General features: G+C 71.6%; 14 protein-coding genes. 11 read left to right on the forward strand and 3 right to left on the reverse strand.

What is annotated here, in order from left to right:
- Together E1292_RS00005 and E1292_RS00010 are read left to right on the forward strand one after the other, a co-directional pair.
- Window positions 1–1,593 (forward strand): serine/threonine-protein kinase (locus E1292_RS00005; protein WP_132590649.1); only part of this gene is annotated, 1,593 nt, incomplete at its 5' end.
- Window positions 1,594–1,666: 73 nt separating this feature from the next.
- A complete protein-coding gene (locus E1292_RS00010) occupies window positions 1,667–2,101 on the forward strand; it encodes a protein-tyrosine phosphatase family protein (protein WP_132590651.1) in 435 nt (144 codons plus the stop codon).
- Here E1292_RS00010 and E1292_RS00015 read toward each other — a convergent pair.
- Entirely contained in the window at window positions 2,098–3,438 is a 1,341-nt protein-coding gene (locus E1292_RS00015) for a hypothetical protein (protein ID WP_132590653.1), read from the reverse strand. The genes E1292_RS00010 and E1292_RS00015 overlap by 4 nt on opposite strands.
- A gap of 49 nt (window positions 3,439–3,487) precedes the next feature.
- Complete coding sequence (locus E1292_RS00020) at window positions 3,488–4,066, reverse strand: hypothetical protein (RefSeq protein WP_132590655.1); 579 nt, start codon at window positions 4,064–4,066, stop codon at window positions 3,488–3,490.
- 180 nt (window positions 4,067–4,246) lie between these two features.
- On the opposite strand from E1292_RS00020, the gene E1292_RS00025 reads away from it, so the two are divergent.
- From E1292_RS00025 to E1292_RS53300, 4 genes are all read left to right on the forward strand, one after another.
- Window positions 4,247–6,064, forward strand: a complete 1,818-nt coding sequence (locus E1292_RS00025) for a flavin-containing monooxygenase (protein WP_132590657.1) — start codon at window positions 4,247–4,249, stop codon at window positions 6,062–6,064.
- Between the two features lie 14 nt (window positions 6,065–6,078).
- Window positions 6,079–6,510: a hypothetical protein gene (locus E1292_RS00030; protein ID WP_132590659.1), complete on the forward strand. Its 432-nt coding sequence runs from the start codon at window positions 6,079–6,081 to the stop codon at window positions 6,508–6,510.
- Window positions 6,511–6,659: 149 nt separating this feature from the next.
- Window positions 6,660–7,817 (forward strand): sensor histidine kinase, encoded by a 1,158-nt coding sequence (locus E1292_RS53295; RefSeq protein WP_132590661.1) that lies wholly within the window; start codon window positions 6,660–6,662, stop codon window positions 7,815–7,817.
- A complete protein-coding gene (locus E1292_RS53300) occupies window positions 7,808–8,449 on the forward strand; it encodes a response regulator (protein ID WP_246089802.1) in 642 nt (213 codons plus the stop codon). Before E1292_RS53295 ends, E1292_RS53300 begins: the two co-directional genes overlap by 10 nt.
- A gap of 28 nt (window positions 8,450–8,477) precedes the next feature.
- On the opposite strand, the gene E1292_RS00045 is transcribed toward E1292_RS53300, so the two are convergent.
- A complete protein-coding gene (locus E1292_RS00045) occupies window positions 8,478–8,909 on the reverse strand; it encodes a VOC family protein (RefSeq protein ID WP_132590663.1) in 432 nt (143 codons plus the stop codon).
- 31 nt (window positions 8,910–8,940) lie between these two features.
- Between E1292_RS00045 and E1292_RS00050 the strand changes: the two genes are divergently transcribed.
- The 5 genes from E1292_RS00050 (at window position 8,941) to E1292_RS00070 (ending at window position 12,177) form a co-directional block, all read left to right on the forward strand.
- Window positions 8,941–9,738 carry an MBL fold metallo-hydrolase gene (locus E1292_RS00050; protein ID WP_165974289.1) on the forward strand — a complete coding sequence of 266 codons (798 nt, stop codon included), beginning with the start codon at window positions 8,941–8,943 and terminating at the stop codon, window positions 9,736–9,738.
- A gap of 68 nt (window positions 9,739–9,806) precedes the next feature.
- Window positions 9,807–10,379, forward strand: a complete 573-nt coding sequence (locus tag E1292_RS00055; RefSeq protein WP_132590667.1) for a PadR family transcriptional regulator — start codon at window positions 9,807–9,809, stop codon at window positions 10,377–10,379.
- A 110-nt stretch (window positions 10,380–10,489) separates the two neighbouring features.
- Window positions 10,490–10,864: an SgcJ/EcaC family oxidoreductase gene (locus E1292_RS00060; RefSeq protein WP_132590669.1), complete on the forward strand. Its 375-nt coding sequence runs from the start codon at window positions 10,490–10,492 to the stop codon at window positions 10,862–10,864.
- Window positions 10,861–11,208: a hypothetical protein gene (locus E1292_RS00065; protein ID WP_220446583.1), complete on the forward strand. Its 348-nt coding sequence runs from the start codon at window positions 10,861–10,863 to the stop codon at window positions 11,206–11,208. Before E1292_RS00060 ends, E1292_RS00065 begins: the two co-directional genes overlap by 4 nt.
- Window positions 11,209–11,217: 9 nt before the next feature.
- Complete coding sequence (locus tag E1292_RS00070; RefSeq protein ID WP_132590672.1) at window positions 11,218–12,177, forward strand: GNAT family N-acetyltransferase; 960 nt, start codon at window positions 11,218–11,220, stop codon at window positions 12,175–12,177.
- The last annotated feature ends 13 nt before the right edge of the window (window positions 12,178–12,190 follow it).

Raw genomic sequence — 12,190 nt, forward strand, 5'->3', positions numbered from 1 at the left:
GGCATCGTGTACCTCGCCCGCGATCGCGAGTCGCAGCTGGTCGCGCTCAAGACACTCCGCCCCGGCCTGGGCGCCGACGCGGACTTCAGGCGCCGGTTCACCAGGGAGATCGAGGCGGCGCGGAGCGTGGCCCGCTTCTGTACGGCGCCCGTGCTGGACGCGGGCATCGACGGCGACGTCCCCTACCTCGTCACCGACTACGTCGACGGCCCCGACCTGGCCGACGAGATCAGGAGGAAGGGGCCGATGGCGGGGGCCGACCTGGAGGCGCTGGCCGTGGGCGTGGCGACCGCGCTCGCCGCCATCCACCAGGCCGGGGTCGTGCACCGCGATCTCAAACCCGCCAACATCCTGCTCAGCTCCGTGGGGCCGCGCGTGATCGACTTCGGCATCGCCCAGCTGGTGGAGCCGGACGCGACCCGGTCCATGTCGATCGTGGGGACTCCCGCGTACATGTCGCCGGAGCAGGCCACCGGCGGGCAGGTCACGGCGGCCGGCGACGTGTTCGCCTGGGGCGGCGTGGTGGCGTACGCGGCCACCGGGCGGGCGCCGTTCGGCACGGACGGTGCGCCGGTGGTGCTGTTCAGGGTGGTCCACTACGCACCCGACCTGCACGGCATGGACGAGCGGCTGCGGCCGCTGGTGGAGCAGGCGCTGGCCAAGGAGCCGGAGCGGCGGCCTACGGCCCAGCAGCTCCTCGACCGCCTGCTCGGCCGCGAGGCGATCACGGCGGCCGCGGCGACACACCGGGTGAGCGACTCATGGTCGGCCCGCCTGCTCGACGCCCCTGACCCCTCATCCGGACAGCCCGGTGGCTCGGACTCGTCGTCCGGGCTGCCCGGAGGCTCGGACGGCTCGCGCGGCGACGGGGACCCGGTGTCGGATCTGAGCCGGTCCGGTGCGGAGTCCTCGCGCCGATTATGGCCGGCAGTCTCGCGCCGGCTCCGGTCTGGCCTTCCCCTCCCGTTCCTGCAGGGCTGGGAGCGGCTGTCGCGCGGGTGGTGGGGCCGGCCGGCGGCGGCGATCGGCGCCGTGCTGCTGGCCTCGGCGGGTACGACAGCCGTACTGTGGCAGGCGTCGCGGAGCGGCCCACCCCCGGAGAACCAGGTGACCGCCGGGGGCTCCCGGCAGGTCGCCGCCACCGTCACACCGTCGGTCACGAGCCCGCCCCGTGATCCGGACGCCCTCGCACAACGCGAGGCGTCGATGACGAACGCGTCAGGGGAGCGGGTGCCGCTTTCCGTCACGATTCAATCGCTCCACCGGATGGGCGACGAGATCCGGTTCGAAGGGACGCTGACGAACCTCAGCCCCACGGGCGCGACCGCTGACTTCTACTCGATGCTGGGCAGGCCGGCGTGGAACCTCCAGGACGTCACCCTGACCCCGGCAGGCGCGACCGAGAGGTTCTTCCCCCGCGTGGAGGACGAGGTCTGCTCGTGCACGTCGTGGTGGAGTCACGCCAACAAGATCGATCCGAACGAGTCCGTCTCCCTCCATGCGATCTTTCCCGGCGTGCCGGAGAAGGCCGGGAAGGCCGACCTCGAGCTGCTGGATCTGGGCACCTTCAAGGACCTCCCCATCGACGAGTGAACCCCGGGACATCCTGATCAGCTGGAAGCTGAACGCCGTCACCGGGCCCGCTCGTACGGCTACGCTCGCCGTGATGACCGGCACCTGGGATCCCGCGGCGACGGGTGTCATGCGACTGCCTTCTGGGCGTCTGGTGCGCGGCCGGGGGCTCAGGCATCCGCTGCCCGAAGGTCCTCAGCCCGCCTTCGCCCTCTATCTCCTGGGCCGCCGCCCGCCGGAGGTCGGCTGGCAGCACCGGTGGCTGCGCTGGCCCGATTTCTGGCTGCCGTCCGACCGGCACGCGACCGCGGAGGCCCTGCGCGAGGCGCTGCGACGTGCCGGGTCGGAGCGGGTCGAGATCGCCTGTGGCGGCGGCCGGGGCCGCACCGGCACGGCTCTGGCCTGCCTGGCCGTGCTCGACGGCGTGCCCGGCGACCAGGCGGTCGCCTACGTACGCGAGCACTATGTCAAGGGCGCCGTCGAGACCCCGTGGCAGCGCCGCTTCGTCCGCGGCTTCCCCCAGGTCTAAGCGTGACCGGCGGCCTCGCGTTCGGCGACGGCCGGCTCCTGACGCGACGGTGAGCGGGCGCCGAGGGTCAGCCCGACGGCCAGGCACACCAGCGGGATCGCCGGGATCACATATCTGACGTCGTATGCGGCCAGGAAGGGCGGGGAGGCGACCAGTGCGAGCGCCGCGACCCCGGGCAGGAGCGCGTCCCACCGCCGCCGCACCAGCGCCGCGACCAGCGCCCCGCCGAGGGCCAGCATGAGCAGCGGGAAGGGCACGTAACCGAACCGCTGGTACGCGCGCAGCCATCCCGCGACCGGCTCCACCACCCGCGTCGCGGCCGGCCCCGCCTCGTACGACTCCGCCACGCCGCGCACCGACTCGTTGATCGGCCGCTCCGACTCGGGGAGCTTGTAGGGGGTCTTCTCGTCCACGGCCGTGCGCTCCCAGCGCAGCAGCTGCGCGAGGTCGGTCGCCGCCGCGGCCAGATAGTCGCCGGGCTGGGCCAGGATCGCCATCCTGGCGAACTCGCCGGCGAGCTGGTTGCGGTTGGCCTTGCCCGGCACCTTGAGCAGCGGCGAGAAGTCCTCCCAGAGCCAGTGCGGCGGGTAGGGTCGCTGCTCCACCGGCATGTCGGGGCAGAGCACGGCCAGCCGTTCCGGAGGCTTGATCACGCCGCAGTCGGCGAAGCTCATGGTCCGCGACCACAGGAAGTTGCCGTCGGCCTCGGTCAGCCCGAACGTGCCCTTCTCCACCTTCGTCCACGTCGCGTACGCGCCCAGCGGGATCGCGCCGGCGACCAGCAGCGCCACCAGCGGGCGCCAGCCGTACCGGCGGATCAGCAGGTAGGCGGCGACCAGGATGAGCAGCGGCAGCCCGACGGTCCTGGTGATGCCGGCCAGGCCGAGCAGCAGCCCGCCGACGGCGGCGGTGGCCGGGCTGACGCGCCAGACGATGAGGACGACCGCGGCGGTGACCAGCACGATGAAGATCGCGTCCGCCATGATCATGTGCTCGAGGAGCAGCATGAACTCGTCGTACAGCAGCGGCGTGACCAGGAGCGCGGCCCCCCAGCCCGGCAGGCCGCGCCGCCGCAGCAGCGCGTAGATCGCCACGGCGAGCCCCAGCACCAGCAGGTGCTGCAGCACCGTCACCAGGGTCAGGCTGTGTGCGGGGCGAAGCAGCGCCAGGAGCAGCGAATATCCGGACGGCCGTGTGGTGCCCGGCGCCAGCTCCTCGCGCAGGAACGCGAACGAGTCACCGTAGAAGAGCAGCGCCGGCGGGAACCCGAGCATGGCGAGCACGCGGAGCCCGATCGCGGGCAGCATGGCGATGACCAGTGCGCGATGAGCCAACATGAATCCGCTTCCTCGTGAGTCGGGGCCCCCACAATAGTGGGTGTTCCGGTCACCGAGCGGGTGCCTGGATCACTCCGATCTGCCGCCACAGGGGCACGAGGGCCAGCAGGTAGCCGAGGGCGGCGAGCGGGATCAGGTCGAGCGTCACGATCGGCAGCAGGCTGCTGACCAGTACGACGGCCGCGCTCCACCAGGGCAGCCGGCGGGCGTACGCCAGGAGCGCGGTGGTCGCGATCATCCCGGCGTACAGCAGCTGCGGTCCCACCTGGTAGAAGGCGAGGTCGACGCCGGGCAGGGAATGGAACTCCTGGCTGAGTTCGCGCATGCCCGCCTTGTCGGCCGCGCGCAGCCCGACCACGATGTCCACCACGAACTGCACGATCGACGTGGCGGCGCCGACGAGCGTGAGGGCGATCACGGTCTCCCTGATCCAGCCGGGGTCGAGGAGACGGCGCAGGCCGGACACCAGGAAGACGAAGAGCACCAGGCCCGCCAGGTTCGCCATGTGGGCGGCCTGCCAGTCGAGGCCGGGCCCGTACACACCGTCCTGCCGGCCGAACCATCGGATGACCCCGTAGGCGAGCATGAGCAGTGGTGCGGCGACGGCCGCGAAACCGGCGGTTCTCATGCGTAGATGGTGATCGTCGCGGGGCCGCGTGGCATCGGGGTTAGCCCTTACTCCGGCCCTGAGCGGGCCCTGGTTCGCGCGCGATCGGGAACTCGGCTTGCCGGAGGGTTTTCCCGAATGTCATTCTGAAATTGGCGCCCGGCGTTCAGCGTCCCGGCCACCCGTCGCCGCGGAGGATGCATGACCAATCACCCGATCATCGACAAAGAGGCGCTTCGCCTGAAATATCGGGAAGAGCGTGACAAGCGGCTGCGTCCGGACGGCAACGACCAGTACCTCCGCCTCACCGGCCGCTTCGCGCACTACCTCGACGACCCCTACACCCCGGTCACCGAGCGCCCGCCGAAGACCGATCACGTGACGGTCGCCGTCATCGGCGGCGGCTTCGCCGGGCTCGTCACCGGCGCGCGGCTGAAGGAAGCCGGCGTCGAGGACGTGCGCGTCGTCGAGAAGGGCGGCGACTTCGGCGGCACGTGGTACTGGAACCGCTACCCGGGCGCGCAGTGCGACACGGCCTCGTACGTGTACATGCCGCTGCTCGAGGAGACCGGGCACATGCCGACGGAGAAGTACGCGCACGCGCCCGAGATCCTCGAACACTGCCGCCGCATCGGCAAACACTTCGGCCTGTACGACAACGCCCTCCTCCACACCGAGGTCCAGAGCCTCGAATGGGACGCGGCCCGCTCCAGCTGGCACATCACCACGAACCGGGGCGACCACTTCACCGCGCAGTTCGTCACCATGGGCATCGGCCCGCTGCACGTGCCCAAACTTCCCGGCATCCCGGGCATCCAGACGTTCCGCGGGCATGCGTTCCACACGAGCCGCTGGGACTACGCCTACACCGGCGGCGACCCGTCGGGCGCGCCCCTGGACCGGCTGGCCGGCAGGCGCGTGGCCGTCATCGGCACGGGCGCGACGGCCGTCCAGTGCGTGCCGCACCTGGCGCGGGCCTCCGAGGAGCTGTACGTCTTCCAGCGCACGCCCTCGTCGGTCGACGTGCGGGACAACCGGCCGACCGACCCGGAGTGGTTCGCCCAGGTCGCGACCCCCGGATGGCAGCAGCGCTGGCTGGAGAACTTCACCGCCAACCAGACCGGCGCGCTGGCCGGCGAGGACCTGGTCATGGACGGTTGGACCGATCTCGCCCGCCGCGTGCGCTCCCGCATCCAGGCGCTCCCGCCAGGAGAGCGTACGACGGAGCACATGCTGGCCGCCTTCGAGGACTCCGACTTCGAGAAGATGGAGGAGATCCGCGCCCGCGTCGACTCCATCGTCACCGACAGCGAGACCGCGCAGAAGCTCAAGGCGTGGTACCGCCAGCTCTGCAAGCGCCCCTGCTTCCACGACGAGTACCTGCAGGCCTTCAACGTCCCCGGCACCCACCTCGTCGACACCGACGGCAAGGGCGTGGAACGCATCACCGAGAAGGGGGTCGTGGCCGCGGGCAGGGAGTACGAGGTCGACTGCGTCATCTACGCCTCCGGTTTCGAGGTGGGCACCGACTACACCCGGCGCGCGGGCTACGAGGTGACGGGACGCGACGGGGTCAGGCTGTCGGACCACTGGGCGGAGGGCATGCGCACGCTGCACGGCATCCACGCGCACGGCTTCCCCAACGTCTTCCTCGTCCAGCCGACGCAGGGCGCGAACCTCATCTCCAACATCCCGCACAACCTCACGGAGGCGGGCAGGACCATCGCGCTCACCGTCCGGCACGCCCTCGACCACGGCTACGGCGAGATCGAGGTCACCAAGGAGGCCGAGGACGCCTGGATCGAGCTGCTGCTGTCGGGCGGCGGCGGGATCCTGGGCTCCCCCGACTGCACGCCGGGCTACTACAACAACGAGGGCCAGGACCTCGGCCTGCGCAGCTGGCTCAACGCCGGCTATCCGCACGGGGCCATGGCCTACTTCGGCTACATCGACCGGTGGCGTACGTCGGGCGCGTTCGAAGGGCTGGAATTCCGGTACGGGACTGCCCTCCGGGGCTAGTACCTTCGTCCGGCATGAGCTACGACCTCTATTTCGCCCGTCGCGCGCCCGGCCAGTCCTGGGAGGAGGCGCTGGAGGAGCCGCGGTCGCCCGACCTGGCGGCCTGGGAGCGCATCGTCGGGCGGGCCCGCGAGATCCTCGGCGAGGTGCGGATCGTCGAATATCCGCCCAACTGGGAGATGGATCACGAGGGCACCGGCATCTCCGTGAACCACTGGGAGGGCGGCTGGGAGATGAGCGCCCCCTACTGGACGCGCGGCGAGGACGCGCGGCGGACCGTCGACGTGCTCTACGAGGTGGCGCGGGTCGTCGAACGCGAGTCCGGTCTGGAGTGCTACGACCCGCAGGTCGGCCTGCCGCTCGCGGACATCACCGACACGGCGCGCGCGGTGGAGGCGTTCGACACGGTGGCCGACCGGTTCGGCCGTCGGACCGAGGCGACCTGACCGACCGGTTCGGCCGGCGGGGCCGAGGCGACCTGACCAACCCGGTTCGGTCGGCGGAGGAAGCGAGGCCGCCTGACCGTGGGTTACCGGCGCGAAAAGGTACACCCTGGACTACTGCCTGACCCTCCGGCCCTGGTTACCGTCATAAGGTGCTGAACAGGACCGCGCTGGAGGCGTTGACCCGTCGCCCGCTGCCCTTCCTGAAGTCGGCCTGGCCGTGGCGGAGTGTGGCGTACCTGCTGGCCAGCGCCGTCCCCGGCGCGGCCTTCCTGCTCGCCGCCATCCCCGCGACGCTCATCGGGCCGCCCCAGGGCTTCGTCGTGGGGGCGGCCGTCGTCGTGGGAGCCGTGCTGCCCGTCGCCTGGTTCGAGCCGCGGCGGCTGCGGCTCGTCGACGACGTTCCCGTACCCGAGACGCCGGACCGGCGCAGGCGTGAGCTGGGGCTCGCGGTCATGACGCTGCTCGCGATGTGGTGGATCGACCTGATCATGGTGCTCTTCACCGTCGTGGGCCCCGCGCTGCTCATCCTCACCCCGGCCGTCCAGCCGGACGTGGCGCCGTCTGTCGGGGTCGCGGCCGCCGTGATGGGCGTGCTGCTGCTGCCCGTCGCCGCGTACACGGCCACCGCATGGGGCGGCGCGCGCGGGGCCATGGCACGGGCGGTGCTCGCGCCGCAGGGGTCCGAGCTGAACGAGGTGCTGAGGTCGCGGGCGCGGCTGGTGGACGCGTTCGAGATGGAGCGCCGCAGGATCGAGCGGGACCTGCACGACGGCGCGCAGCAGCGGCTGGTGTCCCTGTCGATGACGCTCGGCCTCGCCAAGCTGGACCTGCCGGAGGACTCGCCCACCGGACGGCTGATCGGGCTGGCCCACGACGAGGCCAAGCAGGCGCTGGCCGAGCTGCGCGAGCTGATCAGGGGCGTGCACTCGCAGGTGCTCACCGACCGCGGGCTGGGCGCGGCCGTGCAGGACGTCGCGGGACGCTCGCCGGTGCCGGTGGACGTCGACGTCCGGCTGCCGGGACGGCTGCCCACCGCCGTGGAGGTCACCGCCTACTACGTGGTCAGCGAGGCCCTGGCGAACCTCGCCAAGCACGCCCGGGCGGCCAGGGGCGCCGTCACCGGCCGGCTGGAGCGCGGCACGCTGGTCGTGGAGGTGCGCGACGACGGCGTGGGCGGCGCCGACCCGGCCAGGGGAACGGGGCTGACCGGCCTGGCCGACCGGCTGGCCGTCGTGGGCGGGAGACTGTCCGTGTCCAGCCCGGCAGGGGGGCCGACCCTGGTACGAGTGGAGATTCCGTGCGCATAGTGATCGCCGAGGACGCCGTCCTGCTCAGGGAGGGCCTGGCCGGGCTGCTCGAACGGTTCGGCCACACCGTGGTCGCCTCGGTCGGCGACGCGCCCGCCCTGCTGTCCGCCGTCGCCGAGCACCGCCCCGAGGCCGTGGTGACCGACGTACGCATGCCGCCCGGCCTCTCCGACGAGGGCCTGCGGGCCGCCCTGCACCTGCGCCGCCTCCATCCCGACCTGGCCGTGCTGGTGCTCAGCCAGTACGTCGAGCAGACGTACGCCGCCGAGCTGCTCGAGTCCGGCGGCGGTGCGAGCGTCGGCTACCTGCTGAAGGACCGCATCGGCGACGTACGCGAGTTCGTCGACGCGCTGGACCGGGTGGCCGCGGGCGGCACGGTCGTCGACCCCGAGGTGGTGCGTCAGCTGCTGAGACGGCGGCGCGACCCGCTGGGCAGGCTCACCCCGCGCGAGCAGGAGGTGCTCGGCCTGATCGCCGAAGGGCGCTCCAACGCCTCGATCGCGAAGGAGCTGGTCGTCACCGACGCGGCCGTGGCCAAGCACATCGCCAACATCTTCGCCAAGCTCGACCTGCCGCCCGCCGCCGACGGGCACCGGAGGGTGCTGGCGGTGCTGGCGTACCTGCGGGGCTGATCAGGTGCTGGCGTGCCTGCGGAGCTGATCAGGTGATGCAGAGCTCGTTGCCCTCGGGGTCGGCGATGGTGATCCACCAGTTGGGCCCCTGGCGGCCGCGGTGCAGCACCTTCGCCCCCTTCGCGGTCAGCCGCTCGACCACCGGCTCGATGTTGTCGGCTCCCACGCGTACGTCGAGGTGCAGGCGGTTCTTGACCGTCTTGGGCTCGGCCACGAGCTGGAACAGCACGCGCGGTGCACGTTCGAGCCCGTCGGGGTGCCTGATGGCCGCGCCCGCCTTCCACACCAGCGCGCCGTTGTGCGTGGTGGTGTCGTCTTCGGTGGCGTGACCCTTCTCGATCATGCTGCGGATGAACGCCTCGTTCGAGGGCTCCACCTGCCAGCCGAGCGCGTCGGCCCACCAGTCGGCGAGTGGATGCGGGTCACCCGTGTCGATGACGACTTGGAAGTCATATGCCATGAGTCCAATGCTAAAAGTAGGGTTCGTGGGCATGAGTGAGCAGTGGCAGGAGGTCGGTGACCGGGTCTACGTCCGGCGCCACCGGTCGTTCGACATGAACGTGGGTCTGGTCGTGGGCGACGGGCACTGCCTGGTGCTCGACACGCGTACGTCGTACCGGGAGGCGGCGGACCTGATCGCGGCGATCAGGACGATCACCTCCGCTCCGTGGACGGTCGTCAACAGCCACTCCCACTTCGACCACTGCTTCGGCAACGCCCTCTTCCGCCCCGCCGAGATCTGGGGCCACGCCAGGTGCGCGGAGGAGCTCGAGCTGTACGGCGAGCGGCAGCGCGCCAGTGTCATCGACGGTTCGCCGGAACTGCGCGAGGACCTGGAGGAGCTCACCATCGTGCCCCCGGACCAGACGTTCAGCACCGCGGCCGGCCTCGACATCGGCGGCCGCATGGTGCACCTGCGGCATTTCGGGCTCGGGCACAGCAGCAACGACGTCGTCGTGCAGGTTCCCGACGCGGGGGTGGTGTTCGCCGGTGACCTGGTGGAGGAGGGCGCGCCGCCGGCGTTCAGCGACTCCTATCCGCTCGACTGGCCGGCGACCCTGGGGAAGATGCTGGAGGAGATGCCCGAGCCGGTGATCGTGCCGGGGCACGGCGCGGTGGTGGACCGGCCGTACGCGCTGGCGCAGCGCGAGGAGCTGGCCCTGGTGGCCGAGCTGGCCGAGCGGGCGCATGTGGCGGGCCTGCGCGACCTGATCAGGCTCTTCCCCTATCCGGAGGACGTGTCGAGGCAGGCGATCGACCGCGCCTTCATGCAGCTCGACGCGGCCTGAGTGGCCGGCGGTCGACACGACCGGTGTCGTCACGCTATATTGCATTTTGCACTATAGAAGGGGGCGGCATGGCGCGACGGCATGATCTGGTCGGCCTCACCGTGCTGGCCATGCTCACGGTGCGCGCCGCTCATCCGTACGAGCTGCACCGGTTCATCGTCGACACGCACAAGGACTTCATCACCGGCCTGCCGCGCAGCCTCTACCACGCCGTCGAGCGGCTGGCGAAGGACGAGCTGATCGTGCCCGCGGGCACCGACCGCGAGGGCCGCAGGCCGGAGCGCACGGTCTACGAGATCACCGACGAGGGCCGCGAGGAGCTGGCCACCCGGCTGCGCCGGCTGCTAGAGACGCCCGACCCCGACCGGCTCACGTTCGTCGCGGCCGTCTCCCTCATGGGCTGCCTCCCGCTGGCGGACGCGCAGCGCGCGCTGCGCACCCGCGGGGCCGCGATCGAGGGCATCCTGGCCGGCCTGGACGCCCACATGCGCGCGCTCGACGCCGGCGGCCTGCCGCGCATCCTCATGCTCGAGATCGAGTACGAGCAGGCGCTCTACACGGCCGAGCTCGACTGGATCACCGGGCTGCTCGACCGCCTCGACAAGGGGGAGCTCGACTGGGCCCCCACGATCGAGATGTGAAAGGCCGCCGGAGTGCGCCAACACCCCGGCGGCCGTAAATCCGAACAAGGCGCCTGCCCTGCCCGAACTCGCCATCACAGGATAGGCGCCGCGACCGAAGGAGCAGTGCCATGTCCGCAGAAGTCACCCACCTGCTCGCCCGCATGACGGAGACCTGGAACGCCGGGGACGCCAGCGCGTACGCCGGGTTGTTCACACCGGACGCCGAGTACATCACGTTCTTCGGCCTGCACCTGCGCGGCAGGCAGGCCATCGAGGACACCCACAGGGAGCTGTTCAAGACCTCGATCAAGCTCGAGTCCGACGGCGAGAAGCCGTTGATCAAGGCGCTGTCCGACGACGTCGCCCTGGTGATCTCGGGCGGCAGCTCCACGGTGGACGGCGAGCCCGACCCGAGCCGCACCTCCATCATCACCCTCACCGCCCTGCGCACCCCCGAGGGCTGGCGCTTCGCCTCGTTCCAGAACACCCGGGTGGGGCCGTGAAGAAGCTGATCACCGAGGTCGCCGGCGTGGTCGCGGCCCCCGTCGAGCAGGTGTGGCAGGTCCTGCTCGGCCAGGGGCCCGGTGGCGCGGTGAAGACGGAGCTGGGCGAGCACACCGTCGCCTACCAGGGCGGCTGGTGGTACCGCGGCGAATGGTCGGTCACCGACCACCCCGAGGGCACCCGCGTCGTCCACCGCGTCTACAACGTGGCCGAATGGCTGCGGTGGGGCGTGCCGCTGGCCAACCGGCTCTTCATCGGGTTCGACCGGCAGACGCGCCAGGCGTTCGCCGACGGCCTTGTCCGCATCGGAGAGAAGTTGGGGTGCCCGACCCGGCTCACCTAGGCTTCCCGCATGGAATGGGGACCGCTGACACGGGAGGACGCCCGGCCCTTGGCCGAACTCCTGGCCGCCATCGAGGCCGAAGACATGATCGGCGACGTCTACGGCGTCGACGACGTGGCGGAGCGGCTCGCCGCCCGCCTGCTGGACATGACCGAGGGCACGCTGGCGGCCAGGGACGGCGACCGGATCGTCGCCTTCGGCTGCCTCCCGGCCAGGCAGTCCGCCGGCGACGTGCACCTGATGCACCTGTGGGGCGGCGTGCACCCGGCCCACCGCAGGCGAGGGCTCGGCCGGCGGATCATCGACTGGAGCCTGCGCGCGGCGCCCGAGGTGAGCGCGAAGGCCTATCCCGGTCTGCCGGTGGAGGTCTCGTTCGACGTCTTCGACGACCGGCCCGGCACGCGGGTGCTCGCGGAGGGCGCCGGGTTCACCGCCGCGCGCTTCTTCGCCCGCATGGAGCGGTCCCTGTCCGGTGACCTGCCCTCGGCGCGCCCGCCCGAGGGCGTGTCGATCGCCGCCTGGTCGCCCGAGCTCGACGACGGCGCCCGCCACGTGCGCAACGAGTCGTTCCGCGACCACTGGGGCAGCGTGCCGCACACCCCCGAGAGCTGGCGCCACACCATCACCGGCTCCCGCAACTTCGCCCCCGAGGCCACGTTCGTCGCCCTGGCCGGCGACCAGCCGGTGGGCGTGCTGGTCACCCACTTCTTCGACCACAAGTTCGCCCTGACCGGTGAGCGCCAGGCCTGGATCCAGATCGTCGGCACGCTGAAGGAGTGGCGCGGCAAGGGCGTGGCGAGCGCGCTGATCGCCCACGCCCTGCGCGCCTTCATCGACCAGGGCTACACCAGCACCGGGCTCGGCGTCGACGCCCACAACCCCACGGGAGCGGTCCGCGTCTACACCGGGTCGGGCTTCGCCGTCACGCGCCGCTGCACCAGCTACACCCGTTCCCTCCCCGCGTCCTGACCCCCGGCTCGCG

It is taken from the genome of Nonomuraea deserti, assembly GCF_004348685.1.
In the GTDB taxonomy this organism is placed as follows: Bacteria; Actinomycetota; Actinomycetes; order Streptosporangiales; family Streptosporangiaceae; genus Nonomuraea; species Nonomuraea deserti.